The sequence below is a fragment of the Nonomuraea sp. NPDC049750 genome, from assembly GCF_040659625.1.
Lineage (GTDB): Bacteria > Actinomycetota > Actinomycetes > Streptosporangiales > Streptosporangiaceae > Nonomuraea.
This window is the reverse complement of record NZ_JBFANB010000009.1, coordinates 258651-277807: the sequence shown is the minus strand read 5'-3', so window position 1 is coordinate 277807 and position 19157 is coordinate 258651. Positions and strand designations below refer to the sequence as shown.

General features: G+C 70.8%; 21 protein-coding genes and 1 pseudogene. 12 read left to right on the top strand and 10 right to left on the bottom strand.

The features are described from left to right. The first annotated feature begins 166 nt into the window (after positions 1-166). The 4 genes from AB0J16_RS25175 (at position 167) to AB0J16_RS25160 (ending at position 5532) form a co-directional block, all read left to right on the top strand. On the top strand, positions 167-1450 hold the full coding sequence (locus tag AB0J16_RS25175; RefSeq protein WP_358543709.1) for an NAD(P)H-dependent oxidoreductase subunit E: 1284 nt from the start codon (positions 167-169) through the stop codon (positions 1448-1450). Then, positions 1390-1842: an NADH-ubiquinone oxidoreductase-F iron-sulfur binding region domain-containing protein gene (locus AB0J16_RS25170; RefSeq protein WP_358543707.1), complete on the top strand. Its 453-nt coding sequence runs from the start codon at positions 1390-1392 to the stop codon at positions 1840-1842. Before AB0J16_RS25175 ends, AB0J16_RS25170 begins: the two co-directional genes overlap by 61 nt. Continuing rightward, complete coding sequence (gene fdhF / locus AB0J16_RS25165) at positions 1839-4523, top strand: formate dehydrogenase subunit alpha (RefSeq protein WP_358543705.1); 2685 nt, start codon at positions 1839-1841, stop codon at positions 4521-4523. The genes AB0J16_RS25170 and fdhF overlap by 4 nt, the downstream gene beginning before the upstream one ends. A gap of 106 nt (positions 4524-4629) precedes the next feature. After that, positions 4630-5532 (top strand): universal stress protein, encoded by a 903-nt coding sequence (locus AB0J16_RS25160; protein WP_358543703.1) that lies wholly within the window; start codon positions 4630-4632, stop codon positions 5530-5532. 9 nt (positions 5533-5541) lie between these two features. On the opposite strand, the gene AB0J16_RS25155 is transcribed toward AB0J16_RS25160, so the two are convergent. Beyond that, positions 5542-6528, bottom strand: a complete 987-nt coding sequence (locus AB0J16_RS25155; protein ID WP_358543701.1) for a nitroreductase family protein — start codon at positions 6526-6528, stop codon at positions 5542-5544. A 211-nt stretch (positions 6529-6739) separates the two neighbouring features. On the opposite strand from AB0J16_RS25155, the gene AB0J16_RS25150 reads away from it, so the two are divergent. The 6 genes from AB0J16_RS25150 (at position 6740) to AB0J16_RS25125 (ending at position 10918) form a co-directional block, all read left to right on the top strand. Then, the gene (locus tag AB0J16_RS25150; RefSeq protein ID WP_358543698.1) at positions 6740-7423 is read left to right on the top strand and encodes a CBS domain-containing protein; all 684 of its coding nucleotides are present in this window, start codon (positions 6740-6742) and stop codon (positions 7421-7423) included. 2 nt (positions 7424-7425) lie between these two features. Then, on the top strand, positions 7426-8022 hold the full coding sequence (locus AB0J16_RS25145; protein WP_358543695.1) for a CBS domain-containing protein: 597 nt from the start codon (positions 7426-7428) through the stop codon (positions 8020-8022). A 5-nt stretch (positions 8023-8027) separates the two neighbouring features. Beyond that, positions 8028-8750: a CBS domain-containing protein gene (locus AB0J16_RS25140; RefSeq protein WP_358543693.1), complete on the top strand. Its 723-nt coding sequence runs from the start codon at positions 8028-8030 to the stop codon at positions 8748-8750. A gap of 142 nt (positions 8751-8892) precedes the next feature. After that, on the top strand, positions 8893-9549 hold the full coding sequence (locus AB0J16_RS25135; RefSeq protein ID WP_358543691.1) for a pyridoxamine 5'-phosphate oxidase family protein: 657 nt from the start codon (positions 8893-8895) through the stop codon (positions 9547-9549). A 15-nt stretch (positions 9550-9564) separates the two neighbouring features. Continuing rightward, positions 9565-9966 carry a hypothetical protein gene (locus tag AB0J16_RS25130; protein ID WP_358543689.1) on the top strand — a complete coding sequence of 134 codons (402 nt, stop codon included), beginning with the start codon at positions 9565-9567 and terminating at the stop codon, positions 9964-9966. Positions 9967-9973: 7 nt separating this feature from the next. Further along, positions 9974-10918 (top strand): sugar ABC transporter permease, encoded by a 945-nt coding sequence (locus tag AB0J16_RS25125; protein WP_358543687.1) that lies wholly within the window; start codon positions 9974-9976, stop codon positions 10916-10918. Between the two features lie 180 nt (positions 10919-11098). On the opposite strand, the gene AB0J16_RS25120 is transcribed toward AB0J16_RS25125, so the two are convergent. After that, positions 11099-11260 (bottom strand): hypothetical protein, encoded by a 162-nt coding sequence (locus AB0J16_RS25120; RefSeq protein ID WP_358543684.1) that lies wholly within the window; start codon positions 11258-11260, stop codon positions 11099-11101. Here AB0J16_RS25120 and AB0J16_RS25115 point away from each other — a divergent pair. After that, positions 11223-11426 (top strand): annotated as a pseudogene (locus AB0J16_RS25115) (carbohydrate ABC transporter permease); the annotation flags it as partial. The gene AB0J16_RS25120 and the pseudogene AB0J16_RS25115 overlap by 38 nt on opposite strands. Before the next feature lie 64 nt (positions 11427-11490). Further along, complete coding sequence (locus tag AB0J16_RS25110; RefSeq protein ID WP_358543682.1) at positions 11491-11724, top strand: hypothetical protein; 234 nt, start codon at positions 11491-11493, stop codon at positions 11722-11724. 40 nt (positions 11725-11764) lie between these two features. Here the strand turns inward: AB0J16_RS25110 and AB0J16_RS25105 are convergent, their stop codons facing one another. The 8 genes from AB0J16_RS25105 to AB0J16_RS25070 are packed head-to-tail and all read right to left on the bottom strand — an operon-like array spanning position 11765 to position 19155. Next, positions 11765-12469: an SDR family oxidoreductase gene (locus AB0J16_RS25105; RefSeq protein ID WP_358543680.1), complete on the bottom strand. Its 705-nt coding sequence runs from the start codon at positions 12467-12469 to the stop codon at positions 11765-11767. 1 nt (position 12470) lies between these two features. Further along, on the bottom strand, positions 12471-13703 hold the full coding sequence (locus AB0J16_RS25100) for an exo-alpha-sialidase (protein ID WP_358543677.1): 1233 nt from the start codon (positions 13701-13703) through the stop codon (positions 12471-12473). Beyond that, the gene (locus AB0J16_RS25095; protein WP_358543675.1) at positions 13700-14518 is read right to left on the bottom strand and encodes an aldolase/citrate lyase family protein; all 819 of its coding nucleotides are present in this window, start codon (positions 14516-14518) and stop codon (positions 13700-13702) included. The genes AB0J16_RS25100 and AB0J16_RS25095 overlap by 4 nt, the downstream gene beginning before the upstream one ends. A gap of 60 nt (positions 14519-14578) precedes the next feature. Then, positions 14579-15538, bottom strand: a complete 960-nt coding sequence (locus AB0J16_RS25090; protein ID WP_358543673.1) for an aldo/keto reductase — start codon at positions 15536-15538, stop codon at positions 14579-14581. Further along, on the bottom strand, positions 15535-16398 hold the full coding sequence (locus tag AB0J16_RS25085; RefSeq protein WP_358543670.1) for an ABC transporter ATP-binding protein: 864 nt from the start codon (positions 16396-16398) through the stop codon (positions 15535-15537). The genes AB0J16_RS25090 and AB0J16_RS25085 overlap by 4 nt, the downstream gene beginning before the upstream one ends. Beyond that, positions 16395-17264: an ABC transporter ATP-binding protein gene (locus tag AB0J16_RS25080; RefSeq protein ID WP_358543667.1), complete on the bottom strand. Its 870-nt coding sequence runs from the start codon at positions 17262-17264 to the stop codon at positions 16395-16397. Before AB0J16_RS25080 ends, AB0J16_RS25085 begins: the two co-directional genes overlap by 4 nt. Continuing rightward, positions 17261-18223, bottom strand: a complete 963-nt coding sequence (locus tag AB0J16_RS25075; RefSeq protein WP_358543664.1) for an ABC transporter permease — start codon at positions 18221-18223, stop codon at positions 17261-17263. The genes AB0J16_RS25080 and AB0J16_RS25075 overlap by 4 nt, the downstream gene beginning before the upstream one ends. Beyond that, the gene (locus AB0J16_RS25070) at positions 18220-19155 is read right to left on the bottom strand and encodes an ABC transporter permease (protein WP_358445935.1); all 936 of its coding nucleotides are present in this window, start codon (positions 19153-19155) and stop codon (positions 18220-18222) included. The genes AB0J16_RS25075 and AB0J16_RS25070 overlap by 4 nt, the downstream gene beginning before the upstream one ends. Between the last annotated feature and the right edge of the window lie 2 nt (positions 19156-19157).

Sequence of the window (19157 nt, the reverse complement as noted above, 5' to 3'; positions counted from 1 at the left end):
GGACGGGGCGAGCCGCTCATGGTGAGCCCGGCCATCATCAGCCGGCGTTTCCGGCCCTCGTCGAGCGTGCCGCCGATGCCGGTCAACGGCCATCGTGGGCGTGACCTTGCCCAATGATGACGAGCGCCTGCGTGTGACTCACAGGTGTGGGGTCATGATGGGGAACATGGGGTCAGGCAGCCGATTCGACGCTTTCCGTGCCCTGGCTGAGCGTCGTGGGCGTCCTGGCGTTCGGCTGCTGGAGTCTTTGTCCGAGGCGGCGAAGGCTGGGCGGGGACCCGCGGAGGCGTGGGCGCCCGAGGTAGCCGAGCGGTTCGGCCTGCCGGCGGCGTCGGGGCTCGGGCCGGCCACCTTCTACGCCGACCTGGCGGCTCCGCACGGTCACCGTCATGTGCGGATCTGTACCGCCGCGGCCTGTTTCGCCGCCCGGGCGGGCCGGCATCTTTCCGAGGTGGAGGGAGTGCTCGGCGTTCGGGCGGACCAGGTCGACGCGGACGGGGAGGTCTCGCTGCAGAGCGTCCGCTGTCTTGGCTACTGCTATACGGGCCCTGCCTGTCTCGACGGCGACACGCCGTGTACCGGCCCGACGCTCGCCGACCAGCTCTCCGGCCGCGCGGAACCCCAGGCTCCCCCGATACCGGCCCTCGACGCCACCGGCGCTCCCGTGCTGCTGGCCGGTGTCGTCGAGGGAGCTGACGCCTGGCAGGTGTGGCCCGGCGTCGTGCGGACGCGCACGCCCGAGCGGGTCCTTGCCGAGGTGTCGGTCTCCGGGCTGCGCGGGCGCGGCGGAGCGGGCTTCCCGGTGGCCGCCAAGTGGGCCGCCGCGGGGGGTTCGCCTGACACGGTGGTGGTGGCCAATGGCGATGAGGGTGATCCGGGTTCGTACGCCGACCGGCTGTTGATGGAGGCTGATCCGGGACGGGTCCTGGAGGGGCTGGCGCTGGCGTGTTTCGCCTGCGGGAGCCGCCGTGGCGTGGTGCTGGTCCGGTCGGAGTATCCACGCGCGCTGGCCCGGATGCGGATCGCGGTCGAGCGGGCGCGAGCCGACGGGCATCTGGGGCGGCGGATCCACGGCACTGATGTCGATCTCGATGTCGAGGTGGTCGCCGGCTCGGGCTCTTATGTCGCGGGTGAGGAGACCGCCCTCGTCGCCGGGCTCGAAGGGGGCGCGGCTGTGCCCGGCCGCGTCCGCCGTACCCCACGCGGCGAGGGCTGTGGGATGTCCCGACGGTGGTCAACAACGTCGAGACGCTGGCCGCGGTCCCGTGGATCATCGCTCACGGCGGGGACGCCTACGCCGCACGCGGCACACCGTCGGAGACCGGCACGAAGCTGGTCTGCCTGTCGGAACGGTTCGCTCGGCCTGGCTGCTACGAGGTCGAGCTGGGCATGCCGGTGCTCAGGATCGTCGCCGAGCTGGGCGGCGGCCCGCGTGAGGGTTCGGAGTTGACGGTTGTGCAGGTCGGCGGGCCTCTGGGCGGGTTTCTCGCCGCCGACCAGCTCGACGTGCCGCTGTCGGAGGCGGGCCTGGCCGGCCGTGGCGCGGCGCTCGGTCATGCCGGACTGGTCGCCTTCGACCAGCATGTCGAGCCCGAGCAGGTGCTGCGGCATCTGTGGGAGTTCGCCGCCGCTGAGAGCTGCGGGGCCTGCTCGCCGTGCCGGGTCGGGTCCCGGCGCGGCTTGGAGATCGTCCGGAGCGGCGCACCGCCAGGTGAGGAGTACGCGCGGCTGCTCCGGGTCATGGGTGAGGCCAGCCTGTGTGCCTTCGGTCGGCGAGTACCGGCGGCGGTACGCGCTCTCGCCCGCGCCTACGGCGAGCGGCCGGCGGGGTGGGACCGGTGAGAGTTCGGGTCGACGGTGTGACCGCTCACGTGGCGGATGACGCCTCGGTGCTCGATGCCGTGCGCGCGGTAGGCGGCGAGTTGCCCACGTTGTGCCACGATGATCGGCTGACTGCGGTCGGCTCCTGCCGTACGTGCCTGGTGAGATCCGGCGGAAAGGTGGTGGCCGCGTGCGTGACCCCGGCCACCGACGGCGCCCTGATCGAGGTCGCGGCCGACGATCTGCGGACGCTGCGCCGCGAGGCGGTCGAGCTGATCGTCTCGGCTCTGCCGCCCTACGCTCTTATCGGTGACGCCGGCGGCGGCGAACTGTCCAGGGTCTGCCAATCGCTGGGGATCGCGCCGCGGGCCGCCCGAGGGCTCGGCGGCCGGGGACGCGATGACAGCCACCCCTACGTCCACCTCGACCGGGACCTGTGCATCGCCTGCGGCCGGTGTGTGCGGATGTGCGCCGAGGTGCAGGGCACTTTCGCGCTCACCCTGGTGGGGCGGGGTTCCGACACAGTGGTGGCGCCCGGCACCGGCGGAGCGTGGGCGGACTCCGATTGCGTCGCCTGTGGTGGCTGCGTCGACACCTGCCCCACCGGCGCGCTCACCGAGCCCGGCCTGCCCATCGGCGGCAGCGCACCGGAGGCGGCACATACCCGCACCACGTGTGGCTACTGCGGGGTGGGCTGCTCGCTGGACGTGCTCACCCGCGACGGCGAGGTGGTCGCGGTGCTGCCCGATCGCGACGGCCCGGTCAACCGCGGGCACGCGTGCGTCAAGGGCCGCTTCGCCCACGGCTTCCTGCGCTCGCCCGAGCGCCTCACCCGGCCGCTGCTGCGCCGCGCCGGCCGGCTGGAGCCGGTGAGCTGGCACGACGCTCTCGAACACGTCGCCCGAGGACTACGGGCCGCGGTCGCCGCGGGTGGCCCCGACGCGGTGGCGGCGATCTCCTCGGCTCGGGCGACCAACGAGGAGAACTACCTGATCCAGAAGTTCATGCGCGTCGTGATCGGCACCAACAACGTCGACAACTGCTCCAGGCTGTGCCATGCCCCATCAGCCGCCGGGCTGACCGCGACGTTCGGCCTGTCCGGGGGCACCGACCGCTTCGACGACGTGGAGACGGCCGACTGCCTGCTGCTGGTGGGCGCCAACCCCGTCGAGGCGCACCCGGTGGTCGGCGCGCGGCTGCTCCAGCGGGTCCTGCGCGGTGCACGGCTCGTCGTGGCGGATCCCCGGATGGTCGGCCTGGCCCGCTACGCCGACGTTCACCTGCGGCCCCGGCCCGGCACCAACGTCGCCCTCTTCCACGGGCTGGCCCACGTGCTGCTCGCCGAGGGCCTGATCGATGAGGAGTTCCTGCGCCGCCGAGCCACCGGCCTGCCGGAGCTCACCACTCTGCTGGCGGACTACTCCCCGGACCGGGCGGCCGAGATCACCGGCGTCCCCGCCGACGACATCGTCGCCGCCGCCCGGCTCTTCGGCCGGGCCGAACGACCGGCGATCATCTACGGACTGGGCGTCACCGAACACCTGCACGGCACCGACGGAGTGCGCACCCTGGCCAACCTGGCGATCCTGCGCGGAGCGGTCGGGACCGGCAGCGGCTTCGGCGTGAACCCACTGCGCGGCCAGAACAACGTCCAAGGCGCCTCCGACATGGGCGCGCTCCCGGACCTCCTGCCCGGATACGGGAAGGTCACCGACCCCGCCGCCCGTGCCCGAGCCGAGCAGGTATGGGGTAGGCCGGTCCCCCGGCGACCCGGACTGCGCATCCCGGAGATGTTCGGCGCCGCACGCGCCGGGGAACTACGGGCGCTGTGGGTCATCGGAGAAGACGTGTGCGCCACCGACCCGGACAGTACGCACGTCATCCAGGCGCTGGAGGCCTGCCCGCTCGTCGTCTGCAACGAGCTGTTCCTGTCCGAGACCGCCCGCAGGGCCGACGTCGTGCTCCCGGTCGCGTCCTGGCTGGAGAAGGAGGGCACCTTCGTCAACTTCGACCGTCGCTTCCAAAGGGTGCGAGCCGCCCTCGGCCCGCCGGGAGAGGCGATCACCGATTTCGAGGTCGTCCACGCGCTCGCCGCGGTGCTCGGCGCCGAGCTGGGATGTCCCACGCCGGCGGAGGCGCTGGCCGAGTGCGGCCGAATCGCTCCCGTCTTCGCGGGGCTGTCTCATGAGCGCCTCGACCGCGAAGGCGCTGTCGCGTGGCCGTGTCCGGACCCCGACCGGCCCGGACAGGCCACCCTCTACCGAGAACGCTTCGCCACACCCGACGGCCGGGCTCAGCTCAGCGCCGCGCCCTATCTGCCGCCGGGCGAGCAGCCTGACGACCGTTACCCTCTGGTGCTGATCACGGGACGGCGCTGGGCGCACTACAACTCCGGCGGCATGACCCGGCGCACGGACAATCTCCGGCTCGACTCCGTGGACAGGCTCGACGTCCACCCCGCCGACGCGGCCCGCCACGGTCTGCGCGACGGCGACCCCGTCGTGGTGGAGAGCCGCCACGGCCGGGCCAGGCTGGTCACCCGCACCACCGACGACATGGCGCCTGGCCAGCTCTTCTGCGCCTTCCACTTCCCCGCCGGCGGCGTCAACACCCTCATCTCCGGGTGGGGTGACACCGTGACGTCGTGCCCCGAATACAAGGTCACCGCCGTGCGGCTGACAGCGCCGTCCGGGGTGGACTAAGGCAAGCGAGACAGGGCCAAGAGTTTCATCGCCCATGGGTCTCATCTCATCGGCTTGGGGGAAATGCCGCATGGACCGAGAAATTCCTCTTCCAGGAGGCGGCGCGGTGAGCGATCGATACGCTGGTCGGCCCATTCTGGTCGGCTACGACGATTCGCCTGGCAGCCATGAGGCGCTGCACTGGGCGGTCGAAGAGGCGCGGCTGCGTGGACTACCCGTACTGGTCTGTCATGCTTTGCACTGGCCCTATGTGCTCAGGCCTGTCGCACAGGAGGTCCTGACGCAGATCGAGCAAGTCGCCCTCGCCGTCGTGGACGAGGGCGTCCACCGTGCCCGGGCCCTGGCTCCGGAGGTGGATGCCCAGCCGCTGCTGGGGAGAGGTACCCCCTCGGCCGTGCTCCTGGAGGCCACGTGCGAGGCGGAGATGACCGTGCTCGGGTCGCGCGGGCGGGGCGGGTTCGACGGCCTTCAGGTGGGGTCGGCCGCCGTGCAGGTGCCCGCGCACAGTGTCAGGCCGGTCGTCGTCGTACGGCCCCTCCCGCGACGGAGCGGCCAGGACGTCCGGATCGTGGTCGGCATCGACGGCTCACCCGCGAGCCTGGCGGCCTTCGATCTCGCTCTGGACGAGGCCGCGCTGCGCGGCGGCTCCCTGACGGCCCTGTGCTGCTGGGGAGATTGCCGATCATCGTCGTGGCAGGAGCCGCTTCCCTTCGTGGATTCGCACGCGCTGCGCAAGGGAGCGGAAGCCCGCTTCTATGAGGTCGCGTCCCAGCTGGCTCGCAGGCACCCCGATGTACCGGTCACGGCGGACTTCGTGACCGAGCGGCCCCAGCGCGCGCTGATCGACGCGACCAAGGACGCCACGCTCCTCGTGCTCGGCAACCGGGGAAACGAATCACCCGCCTGCCTTCTGCTGGGACCGGTCACCCAGACCGCGCTGCTCGAAGCCTGGTGCCCGGTCGCGGTGACCCCCACCGTCAATCTGAGACCGCTGTTCCCACCGGGATGAACCCGGTCCTCATGCCAGCATGTCGGGCAGCGGACGCCGGACGGATTCCTTGTCGTCGAAGGTGATCCCGAGCCGCATGATCATCTGTGGATACTCCTGCGAGCACACCTCCTGCCTGAGGAACTCCCGCAGGTGGTGCATCTCCAGCGCCTGGGTGTGGAAGGCGGCGCTGACACCGTACGCGGAGGCGTGCAGAAGGACGCTTTGCAGTGCCTGTCCCGTCGCGATCCATTCCTGTCGGGTGTCGCCCTGGGTGGTGAGCAGGGCCACGACTCCGGTGGCCGTGGAGGCGCGCTGGTCCGCTTGGCTGCCCCAGTCGTGGCGCCAGGCGTAGTCGCGCTGCGGGAAGTGCGGGTCAGTCCGGGCCGCACGGCGCGGGTAACCCTCGGCCGGCACGCCGTCCTTGCGGACGCTGCCCGGTGGCCGCGCCCAGCGGATCACTTCCAGGCTGAGCACCCGGTCCTGGGCCTGCGCCGCCTGCGCGGCCTGGGTGAGCGCCGCGATGATGCTCACCGCGGCGGGCGAGCCGACCGGCGTCAGCCTGGCCCCCTCGCTCCTCGCGTCCTTGACCAGCCCATCGACCAGCCGCTCGGGCACGGGCAGGTCGGTGAACCCGGCCCGATGGGTGCGGCGCCGCTCGATCTCCGCGCCGAGCGCCCGCGTGTGCTGGTCGGCCTCCAGTTCCGTGCCCACGCTGATCGTGGCCAGCAACGAAGGACGGTCCGGGTCCGGCAGCACACGGACGGACGGCTCATAACCCGCGCATCGCAGCGCCGTACGGATGGTGAAAAGGGCGGCTCCGCAACTGATCAGCAGTTCCCTGCCGGCGCTGTCGCCGAAGAGCAGCTTCCTGTCGGTGTCGGCCCGCAGACTGATCTCCGCACCGGACACGCCGAAGGACCAGGGCTGCGTGTTGTGCACGGAAGGGGCCCAGCGAGCGGCCTTCAGTGCCGCCTGGATGGCATGCTCCCGATGCTGTGCCGTACGAGTGGCCATGACAGCGCCTCCGATCGGTGACGACCCCAGCGCATCACATCGGGGAGGCAGCGGGGCAGGGCCGAAGGTCCCACCTCGTTAGAGGCCTCGGCCCGCCGCGCCGCCCGCATTGACCAACGACCATCGCCGTCGGGACTTACGGCCCTACCAGGCGCGCCGCCGTCGGAGCTGTGATGAAGGTACAACAACAGCCGAGGAGAAGGGCTGAGCCGTGAAGCGCAGGACCGTCGCCGACGTGATGACCGACAAGGTCGTCACGGTCACCGCGAGAACCCCGTTCAAGGACATCGCCGAGACCCTGATCGCCGGCGGCATCAGCGCCGTCCCGGTGATCGACGACGACGGCCACGTCATCGGCATGGTGTCGGAGGCCGACCTGCTGCGCAAGGAGGAGTTCCGCGAGCAGTTCTACCGGGAGGGCTACCAGCCGCCGCTGCGCGCCCGGCTGCGCCACCCCAAAGGCAGGAAGAAGGCCGCCGGTGACACCGCGGCCGAGCTGATGACCAGCCCGCCGATCACCATCTCGCCCCAGGCCCCGGCCGTCTCCGCCGCCCGGCTGATGGACGCCCACGACGTCAAGCGGCTCGCGGTCGTCGACCAGGACGGCCGGCCGGCCGGCATCGTCTCCCGCCGCGACCTGATCAAGCTGTTCCTGCGCTCCGACGACGACATCGCCGCCGAAGTGCGCGAGGACATCCTCGACCGAGGACTGTGGGTGGACACCTCAGGCGTCGTCGTCCAGGTACGCCACGGCGTGGTGACACTGAGCGGCCAGATGGACCGCAAGACCGAGACCGCGATCGCCGTACGAATGACCGGCCGGGTCAACGGCGTGGTCGACGTCATCGACGAGCTCACCTGGAAACACGACGACTCCACCTGGGAGGCCAGATAGCCATGCTCGTGCGCGAGGTCATGAGCAGCCCGGCCATCACCGTACGCCGCACCGACCCGGTACGGCAGGCCATCCGGTCACTGCACGGCCACGACATCACCGCCGCCCCCGTCGTCGACGACGCCGACCGCCTGGTCGGCGTCGTCAGCGAGCTCGACCTGCTGCGCGGCGAGTTCGAGCCCGACCCGCGAGCATCGGTACGGCCCGTCGATCCGTCCGCCGAACCGCCGCCCCGCCGGGTCATGGAGGTCATGACCCGCGAGGTCGTCACGGTGACCGAGACCACCGACGTCACCGCGGCCATCGATCTGATGGTGGGCAAGCGGATCAAGAGTTTGCCGGTCGTACGGGGTGAGCGGATCGTGGGCATGCTCAGCCGCCGCGACCTGATGGCGATGCTCGCCCGTTCGGACGAGCGGCTGCGCACGGACGTGATCGCCGCGCTGCGCGAGCACTACCCCTTCGGCCCCAGCTGGGACGTCGCCGTCCGCGACGGCGTGGCCCAGCTGAGCGGGCCACCCCACCAGCACGCCGACCACATCGCCGACGTGCTGGCCCGCACCGTGCCGGGCATCGTCCGGGTCAGACACCTGAGGTGATCGCCATGAGAATGACCGTCCAGGACGTGATGACCACCGACGTGGCCGCCGTCAACCACCAAGCCTCCTTCCACACCGTCGCCGACCTGCTCATCAGCAAAGCCGTCAGCGGCATGCCCGTCCTCGACGACGACGACCACGTGCTCGGCGTCATATCCGAGGCCGACCTGCTGGCCAAGGAGGAATTCAAGGAGCTCTACTACGACGACGCCTACCGGCCGCCGCTACGCGCCCGCATCCGCCACGTCATGGGCAGCGAGGGCACCCGCTCCTACAAGGCGCTCGGCGAGACCGCCGGCGAGCTGATGACCGCACCCGCCCACGTCACCACACCCGATTCCCCCATCGTGCTGGCCGCCCGCCTCATGGACACCCACGGCGTCAAGCGGCTGCCCGTCATCGACGCCGACGGCAGGCTGGTCGGCATCGTCAGCCGCCGCGACCTGCTCAAGGCGTTCGTCCGCGCCGACGAGGAGATCCGCGAGCTGGTGCTGGCCGGGATCCCGACCAGCACCATGTGGACCGACCCGAAGGGCCTGGACGTCAAGGTGACCGAAGGCGTCGTCACCTTGAACGGGATCGTCAGCAGGCACACCGAAGCCATCTCCGCCGTCCGCATGGCCGAGAGCATCGACGGCGTCGTCGCCGTCCATGACGAGCTCATCTGGAAGCACGACGACGTCCTCGAAGTCCCGATGTGGGGCGGCGCCCCCGCGAGCCCGCCATGAACCCATGGGCGCTGTCCTGCGGGCGTTTCGATCCGGCTTCCGAGCGCGAGGCGCTGTGCACGCTGGGCAACGGCCGTTTCGCCACACGCGGCGCGACCCCTTTTCCCGCGAGCCTTTCACCAGGCGGCAAGGAGAACCCATCATGACAAGCACCGGCGACCTCGGACGTCGCATCACCTATCACCGCGTGCGACTCGGCCTGACCCTCGACCAGGTCGCCGAACGCGCGGAGATGTCCCCCGGCTACCTCCAGTACCTGGAGGAACGTCCCGGCACACCCACCGCGGAAACCATGTACCGCCTGGCCGGAGCTTTGGAGACCACCGTCGACGACCTCCTCGGCGGAGGTGTCGATCGGCCGCCCGGCCGTGGCCGCGCCAAGGCGGCTCCGACTCTGGAGAGTCTGGACCCCGAAGAATGCCTCAAGCTGATCGAGCCCGGCGGCATCGGCCGGGTGGCCTTCAACGGCTCCCACGGCCCGACCGTGCTGCCCGTCAACTACAGACTCCACCACGGCTTCATCGTCTTCCGCACCGCGCCAGGCGGCCCCATGGACCAGGACCTGCGCACCGGCCTTGACGGCGTGGAGATCAAGGTCGGATTCGAAGTGGACCGGATCGACGACGCCCAGCGCGAGGGATGGAGCGTCCTGATCCAGGGCCCCGCCCACCACATATCCCCCGACGAACTGTCAGAGGTCACCGACTCCGACGTCACCCCGTGGGCGGGCGGCGAGCGCCACCTGTACATCCGCATCGTCCCGCACCAGATCACGGGCCGCCGCATCCACCACCTTTGACCGTCATGGTTCCTGATGCCCCGCGCGGACGGCGGCCACGCGGTCGCGACCGCGTCGTCGGCCAGCAACCTCTCCGTATCCGCGAAGAGCGCGCACCCGGACGCTGCCGCGGCGTTCCTGAACTTCGCGGCCGGCCCGGAGGCCGCGCGGATCGCCGTGGACCACACCACGATGCCGCTGCTCGCCGCCGTCGAACCGGCCGGCGACGACCCGCTGTTCGCCGACGACGTCGCCGCCGCGGCTCAGCTCTCGGCCGACGATGCCTCCGTCCCGTACCTCGACTGGGCCACGCCGACCCTGCTCACCACGATCCAGACGCAGATGCAGGACCTGCTCGCCGGCAAGGTCCAGCCGGAGGCGGTCGTCCGATCGGCGCAGGCCGACTACGACAAGTTCCAGCAGACGCTGGGGAAGTAGCCGCGCCATGGTGACCGTGAAGCAACTCCCGGCGCGCGGCGCGCCCGCCCGGACCGTGCGGCACGCGCAGGCATCCTCCAGCCACCGCCGCAGGCGCCGGTGGCTGGGGCTGGCCTACCTGGCGCCCGCCCTGCTCGTGAACGGGATCGTCGTGCTCGTTCCCGCGGTCCAGGGCGTGTGGCTGTCGTTCTACCACTGGAACGGCATCACCGCGGCGACGTGGGCGGGCCTGGCCAACTACCTCGGCTTCCTCCAGGTCCCGGCGCTGCGGCAGGCGATCGAGCACACCCTGTTCTTCATCGTGTTCTTCTCTGTCCTGCCCATCACGCTCGGCCTGGCCAGCGCCGCGCTCACCGCCCGCAAGGACGTCAGGGGCGCGGCGGTCTACCGCTGGATCATCTTCCTGCCGCAGGTCCTCACCCCGGCGGTCACCGCGGTCATGTGGAAGCGCGTCTACGCCCCCGACGGGCCGATCAACTCGGTGCTGCGCGCCTTCGGCCTCGACTCCCTGGCCCACGGCTGGCTGGGCGACTACGACTGGGCGCTGCCCGCGATCGGCCTGGCCGGCACGGGGGCGGCCTTCGGCCTGTGCATGGCGCTGTTCATCGCCGGCACGCAGGCCATCCCGTCGGAGCTGTACGACGCGGCGCGGGTGGACGGCGCGGGCCCCCTGCGCGAGTTCCGCACGGTGACCCTCCCCGGGTTGCGCGGGCAGCTCGCGATCGCCGTGACCCTCACGGTGCTGGGCGCGATCCGGGTGTTCGACATCGTGTGGCTCACCACCCGCGGCGGCCCCGGCACCTCGACCATCACCCCCACCATCGTCATGTACCAGCGCGCCTTCGCCAATCCCGACGTCGGGGCGGCCTCCGCCATCGGTGTCGTCCTGGCGCTCGTCTCCCTGCTCATCGCGCTCGTCGTGGTACGGCTCTCCGAGGACGGAACCCGATGATCTCCACCCGGGAAAAGCTCTTCAACTACGCGTTCCTGACGCTGCTCGCCGCCAGCGTGCTGTTCCCGATCGGTACATCCTCGGCGTGGCCCTCAGCCCCAGCACCAGCGGCACGCTCGACCTCGCCCATCCGCAGTGGTCCAACTTCGCCGCCGCGTGGCAGCAGGCCGGTTTCGCGCACTACCTGCGCTCCAGTGTGATCATCACCGCGACCGTCGTGCTGGTCTCCACCGTGCTGGCGGTGATGAGCGGGTACGCCTTCGGCGTGCTCGGTGTGGTCGGGGAGAAGGCCATCTTCCCGCTCATGCTCCTCGGCATCATGATCCCGATGGAGTCGATCATCGTGCCGCTGTACTACGACTTCCTGTCCTTCGGCCTCACCGACGGCTACCAGGGCATCATCCTCGCGCACGTCGGCATGGGCGTGAGCTTCGGCGCGTTCTGGATGCGCGCGGCGTTCCGCACGGTGCCGGCCGGCATCGCCGAGTCCGCCGAACTCGACGGTGCCGGCTCCTGGACGTGCCTGTGGCGGATCTACCTGCCGATCTCCCGGCCGGCCATCCTGACTCGTGGTGCTCAGCTTCATGTGGACCTGGAACGACTACTTCCTGTCCCTGATCCTCGTGGCCGACTCCGGCCATCAGCCGCTGACGCTGGGGCTCGGCGCGTTCTCGGGCCGCTACCTCGTGCAGGTCAACCTGCTGGCCGCCGCGGCGGTACTCATGTCGCTGCCCATCGTCTGCCTCTACCTGTTCTTCCAGCGGCAGTTCATCCGCGGCATGCTCTCGGGCGCTGTCAAGGGCTGAGCCCGCGCGACCGGAGCGCGCCACCGGCGGGGCCGAAGGTTCACAATGACGCCCCGCCGCACATCACCAGGTGCTGGCCGGTGACCGCCCCTCCTTCCGGGCCGAGCAGGAAAGCCGTCAGCCCCGCCACCTCCTCGGGCCGGATGAAGCGGCCCAGCGGCGGAACCCGTGGTGGGGTGGCGGCACGTCCGGGGTCTCGCAGCATGGGCGTGTCGGTCGGCCCGGGCGCGACCACGTTGACGGTGATGCCACGCGGAGCCAGCTCCATGGCCCACGAACGGGACAAGCCCGCGAGCGCGGCCTTGGTCGCCGCGTACTGGCTCTTGCCCGCCGCGCCCGCCATCGTGCGGCTTCCGATCAGCACGACGCGACCACCGGGGCGGATCGCGCCGACGAGGGCGTTCACCAGGACGGTCGCCGCCTCGACGTGGACCCGCCACATGAGGGCGCCGTCCTGTGCCGACAGACCGCCGAGCGGCGCGGAGCGCTGCAGACCGGCCGCGTGGACGACGGCGTCGACGGCGCCCACCGAGGCCGATGCGTCGGCCAGCTGGTCGAGGTCGGTCAGATCGGCCTGGATCCACGAGTAGGCCGGCGTGTCCCGCTCGCACTCCGGAGGGCGGGTGCGGCTCATCCCGGTGACTCTCCACCCCTCGGAGAGCAGGCGCGCGGCGATGGCCTGGCCGATGCCGGAGCTGGCCCCGGTCACCACCGCGTGCTGTGGCTCGTCCGCTTGCGTCGGCACCTCAGAGCCCATCGCTTTGGGCGGCCCATTCGGGTCGTACCCGGACGTACTTGATGACGCGGCGGTGGTAGGTGAAGACGATGTGCAGGTCACCGTCGGCGGTTTCCTGGATGGAGGGGTAGGAGAACTCCCGGTTGAGTCCGTCCCGAGAGTTGTTGGTCAGGCAGTAGCCGTCGCCGACTTCGAGATCGCGGCGGATCGGCCACGTGCGACCCCCGTCCGCGGACAGTGCGAGGGTCATGGGCGCACGCGGAGCGCCCCAGAACGCGGTCCGCTCATCACCCTCTACGGCTGCTGCGGGCTCTTCGCCCGTCGGACTCGCCGGGGTGGCGGCGAGCCCGTCGTCGTCGATCTCGTCGTACAGGGACGCCCGGCGCTCGACGGCGTCGGCCGCGCTGCTGGCGTTGAACACCAGTGCCAGCCGGTCGTCGCTCAGGGTGACGTACTGGATGGAGGAGTTGTTGTTGGGCAGTTCGGTGGCGGCGGGAGCGCTCCAGGTCTCGCCCTCGTCCGCCGACCGGCTCGCGTAGACCGCATCCGCCCAGCGGCTGCGGAACAGCGCGAGCAGCGTGCCGTCGGCCAGCAGGTGGACGTTCATGTGGACGCAGCCGGTGCTCTCGGGGACGGGCTGTTCGCGCCAGGTCCGCCCCTCGTCGTCGGAGATCATGAGAGAGCTGGTGTCACGGTCGCCGACCCAGCGCTTGCCCGGTGTGGTGACGCAGTTGAAGACGGGCAGCAGCCATCGGCCGGACGGCAGCACGAGCACGGGCTGCCGGACGAAGACGCCACCGCGGCTCGTGGCGGGGAAAAGGGTACGTACGGGTCCCCAGGTGTGACCGTCGTCCCGCGAGATGCGGCAGCGGACCTCGGCGGTGTCCTGGTTGCCGGCGCGCTGGGCCGTGTACAGCAGCCACAGCTCGTCGGCGGGAGTGGGGAACAGGACGGGGTTCTGCTCGGAACGCGTCAGATCGTCGGACAGCCGCGCCGGCGTGGACCAGGCCTCCGCCCCCTTCTCCAGCCGGGAGAACCAGATGGAGATGTCGGCGACGCCTTCCTGCGTGCCGCCGAACCACACGCAGCCGAGATCGCCGTTGCCCAGCGCCATGATGTTGGCCGCGTGGTTCTGCACGGCGGGCGCGATCAGGTACGCCTCGTGGCGGTCCGGATCGGCGTCGTGTACGCGGATCACGCCGTCCATGGGCAGGTCGGCGACGGCGGGCTGGGGCTCGCTCACGATTCTCCTTGAGAGGACTGGTCTCCGCGGTGAGGCTGCTTCCCGCGGGAAGACTGGGCTCGGGCGTCGGTCAGGTGGGATTTCGCCACCAATTCGAGGTGGACGAGGTCTGACGCGATGGACGCGAAGGTGTATCCCTCGGCCAGGCGCTTGGCGGCGGTGGCGCCGTCGGGCGTGTGTATCCCAGCCGCGATACCGGCGGACTTGGCGGCTTCGCGCACCGTGACCAGCGCTTCCTCGAACCGGGCGGCGATCACGGGGTCGCCGGGAAAGGCGGCGCCCAGGGCCAGCGCCAGATCGGATGGGCCGACGTAGACGCCGTCCAGGCCGGGGGTGGCGCAGATCGCGTCGATGTTGGCCAAGCCCTGCGCCGTCTCGATCATGGCCAGGACCAGCACGGTGGCGTCGCTGTCGGCGGGGCGCGGTCCGATGCGCAGCGCCGAGCGCATCGGCCCGTACGAGCGGCGCCCCTTCGGCGGATAGCGGGTCGCGGAGACGGCCGCGGCGGCGTCGTCGGCGGTGTCGATGAGCGGCACGATGACGCCCGCGGCGCCCGCGTCGAGGGCTCGGCCGATGCGGGCGGCATCGTTCGCCTCGACCCTGACCAGGCCCGCGGACACGCCGCCCGCGTCGATCGCCGTCAGGCTGTTCAGCAGACCCGAGTAGCCCAGCAGTCCGTGCTGGGCGTCCAGGCACACGTAGTCGTAGCCGAGGCGCGCGATGCGCTCAGTGGACACCGGCGAATCGAGGACGGACCAGTAGCCCAGTGCGGGTTGCCTGGCCCGGATCCTGGCGGTGAAGTCGGTGATGCTCACTGCTGGCGTTCTCCTCGGTGGTCATCTCTCAAAGGGATCGGCTCTCAAAGGGGTCGGCTCTCATCGGTTGTAAGCGGGCATGGGACCGCGCAGTGCCGCGCCCACACGGTCACAAGCTGCCACGACGTCCTCGGGAAGCGGTCCGGCCGAGGCGGTCGCGATGTTCGCGCGCAGGTGCTCGGCCTTGGAGCCGCCGAGTAGGACGGCCCCCACGCCGTCGCGATGCAGCAGCCACCGCAGGGACAAGTCGATGAGGGACAGGCCCGCCTGCGCGGCGATCTCGCCGAGGGTGGTGACGGCCTCGAACAGCGCACCGTTCCAGTAGCGCTGCCGGTACATGGGCGCCAGCTTGGAGTCGCCGAAGCGGCCGGCGGCGGGGTCCTGCTCGAAGGTGTGCCGCCCGGTGAGCAGGCCCCCGCCGAGCGGGTTGTAGACCATGGTGGTCAGGCCGGTGCTCCGCGCGAACTCCAGGTATTCCTCCTCTACCCTGCGGGCCAGGAGGTTGTACAGCTGCTGGGCGACGACCGGCCGCGGCGCGCCGACGGCGTCGGCGGTGTGGTTGATCTCCGCGATCTGCCAGGCCGCGTAGTTGGAGACGCCGAGCGCGCCGATCTTGCCCTCGGCGACGAACTCGGCGACGACGCCGAGCGTCTCGGCCAGCGGCGTACGGCGGTCGGGCTGATGCAGGTAGAACAGGTCGACGTGGTCGACGTTCAGGCGGCGCAGGCTGCCTTCGAGACTCGCGCGCAACCCTGGGGCGGACAACGGAGCGTGATCGCCCGCGTCCGGATGGGGCATGCCGGCCTTGGTGGCGAGGACGATCCGGTCGCGCCGGGTGGCCAGCAGCGGCCCGAGAATGGATTCGGTCGCGCCACCCGCGTAGGCGTTCGCGGTGTCCACACCGGTGATGCCGGACTCGAGCGCCAGGTCCAGCATGCGCTCGGCCTCTTTCGCGTCGGCCGTGTCACCGAACGTCATGGTCCCCAAGACCAACTGGGACAGCCGGACGGGTGATGTCATTGGTCGGTTCCTCGCTGAACGGGTGGTGCGGGCAGCCGCGTGGTGGCCGGGGCTCGCACCAGCTCGCGCGGCTTACGTCCCTGGATCGCGGTCGGATCCAGCGCGGCCCTGCGCAGGGCACGGGTGTAGGGGTCGGCCGGTGCGGCCAGCACCTTGCGGGTCGGGCCGGACTCGACCAGCCGCCCCTTGCTCATGACGATGATCTCCTCGCTGATCTCCCTGACCACACCGAGGTTGTGGGAGATCACGACATAGGTGAGGCCGGTCTCGGCCTGGATCTTCATCAGCAGGGCGAGGACCTGCGCCTGCACGGACACGTCGAGCGCGCTCGTCGCCTCGTCGCAGACCAGCAGGTCGGGCTTGGAGGCGAGGGCTCTGGCGATGCCGATGCGCTGGCGCTGGCCACCGGAGAACTCCGGCGGGCGCCGCTCCAGGGCCGTGGCCGGCAGGCCGACCTGGTCGATGAGCGAGGCCGCCTCCTTGGCCCGCGCGCGTTTGTCGCGCATTCCGCGCACGCGCAGCGGTTCGGCGACGATCTCCTGCGCGGACAGGTGCGGGTCGAGCGATCCGTACGGGTCCTGGAAGATCATCTGCACCCGGTTGCGCATGGGGCGCAGCTGTTTCTCGCTCAGCCGGGCGATATCGGTGCCACCCACCACGATGCGTCCCGCGGTGGGCTTGACCAGCCGGACGATCGACCGGGCGATCGTGGACTTGCCGCAGCCCGACTCCCCCACGATGGCTAGGGTGCCGCCCCGCCGGACGCTGAAGCTGACGTCGTCGACCGCGCGGAACACGCCATGGGCGACGGGGTAATCCACAACCAGGCCGTCGACCTCGAGCAACGTGTCATCGGTCATCGGGACTCTCCCAGCGCTATGGGCGCGTCCGGAGACTCGCCGTCCTCGTCCCAAGGGCCGAGCCGTGGGACCGCCGCCAGCAACTTCCTGGTGTACGGGTCGCGGGGCGCGTTGACGATCTGCTCGGCCTCACCCGACTCGACGAATCGGCCGTCCTTCATGACATGGATGCGGTCCGAGACGAGCCGGGCCACGCCGATGTCATGCGTGATCATGAGGATGCCGATACCGGTGTTCTCCTGCACTTCGAGCAGCAGGCCGAGGATCCCGGCCTGGACGGTGACGTCCAGGGCGGAGGTGGGTTCGTCGGCGACGAGCAGAACGGGCGATCCGGCGAGCGCGATCGCGATGAGCACGCGCTGCAGCATGCCGCCCGACAGCTGATGCGGATACTTGCCCAGCTGGGACGCGGGGTCCGGGATGTGCATCCGGGCCAGCAGCTCGACGGAGCGGGAGACGGTTTCCGTCCTGGTCAGGCCGCGGTGCCGCAGCCGTACGGCCTCGCGCAGCTGCTGCCCGATGGTGTGGACGGGGCTGAGTGCCGTCATCGGATCCTGCGGGATGAGTGAGACGGTACGCCCGCGCACGTCGCGCACCGCGCGCGGGTCGGCGATGACGTCGACCCCCTGGAAGCGGGCCGTGCCGGAGAGGACCGCCAGCTCCGGGGGGAGCAGCCGCAGGATGCCCATGGCCGTGGTGGACTTGCCGGATCCCGACTCGCCGATGATCGTCACGGTTTCGCCCTGGCGGATGAGGAAGCTGACGCCGTCGACGGCGCGGACGATGCCGGCCTCGGTCATCAGCTCGATCTGCAGCTCCTCGACCTCCAGCAGGGGGCGGTCGGCCTCGTCGAACTCGGCCGTCATGCCCGGCTCACCTTCCCTTCCGTCTGCGGGCCCTTGCGCCGGCGAGCGCGGTCCCGCAGGCCGTCTCCGAGCAGGTTGACACCGACGACGAGCAGCACGATGACCAGTCCGGGCAGCGTGACCAGCCACCACGACGTCGTGATGTAGTCCTGGCCGTCGGCGATGATGCGGCCCCACGTGGCGAACGGGCGCTGCGGGCCGGCGCCCAGATAGCTCAGCGCGCTCTCCAGCAGCACGGCCTGGGCCAGCAGCAGCAGGATCACCAGCGAGGCCTGCTTGACCACGTTGGGCAGCACGTGCCGGAGCAGGGTGGTGATGCGATGCAGGCCGAGCACCCGGGCCGCGGCCACGTACGGTTTCTCCCGCTCGACGAGCACCAGGGAACGCGTCAGGCGGGCCACCTCCGGCCACTGCGCGAAGGCGATCACGAAGGTGATGACCGGGATGGACGGGCCGAAGAGCGCGACGACGAGCAGCAGCATCAGCAGCAGAGGCAGCGACAGCTGCGCTTCCAGCAGGCGCGAGACCACGGTGTCGACCCAGCCGCCGAAGAATCCGGCCGCCGCGCCGGCGATGAGGCCGATGACGCCGGACACGACGATGGCCAGCACACCGACGGTGAGCGAGACCTGGCCGCCGTGCAGGACCCGGGAGAGCAGGTCCCTGCCGAGCTGGTCGGTCCCGAACAGGTGCCCGTCGGTCAGGGGTGGCAGGCGACGCAGGCTGAGGCTCTGCGCGTCCGGTCCGGGGATCGGCAGGAGGCCGGCCAGGACGACGGGCAGGACGACAAGGGCCACGGCCACCGAGCCGACCCATATCTTCAGCCGCGCGCTCTTGCGGCGGCGGGCCGCCGCGGATCGGGCGAGATCCTTGGCGGTCACCGCGCTGGGCCGCGCGGGCGGCGCCGCGGTGTCCCGGCTGCCGGAGCCGTCGGCGGGGCCGACTGTCGTGGCGGTCATGAGGCCACCGCCTTCCCGAGTCGTACCCGCGGGTCGAGCAGCGGGTAGGTGAGGTCGATGAGGAGCTGGACGAGCACCGTCAGGATGGCCGTGACCAGGACGGTCGCCTGGATCAGCGGGTAGTCCCTGGTCTCCAGCGCGCGCACGACGAGCGATCCGACACCTGGCCAGGCGAAGACGACCTCGACCACCACCACGCCGTTGAGCATGGCGGCGAAGCGGGTGCCGAGCGCGGTCACCAGCGGAACGGCCGAGTTGCCCAAGGCGTAGCGCCAGGTCAGGCCGCGTTCGGAGATGCCGCGGGCGCGGGCGATCGTCAGATAGGGGGCGGCGAACCCGGCTCCCATCTCCCGGCGCACCAGGCGGGAGATCAGCGCGATCTGCAGGATGCCGACGGTCACGGTGGGCAGGACGAGGCCGGCCCAGCTGGTGAAACCGGATGCCGGGAGCACGGGGACGAGCACCGCGAAGATGGTCAGCAGCATGATGCCGCTCCAGAACTCCGGCATGGACTGCCCGGCGATCATGGCGACGTTGGCCCCCAGCTCACGGGCGGTGTCGGCGTGCCTGGCCATCCAGACACCGGCCGGGATGGCCACGACCGCGGCGAAAAGGATGGCGGACACGGCGAGCATGATGGTGTACGGCATCCGGCTGAGGACGACATCCAGGGCGGGGGCCTGGAAGGAGAAGGACGTACCCAGGTTGCCGTGGAACAGGTCCTGGACGAAGATCCCGTACTGCTGTATGAGCGGTTTGTCCAGGCCGAACTGGGCGCGGATGCGGTCGAGCTCAGCCGTGGTGGCCAGCGGGCTGGCGTAGGCGGCCGCCGGATCCCCTGGTGCCAGCCGTACGAGGACGAACACCGTGGAGACGGTCAGGAAGATCGCCAGGATGCTCTGCCCGACACGCTGCGCAACATAGCGGACCACGA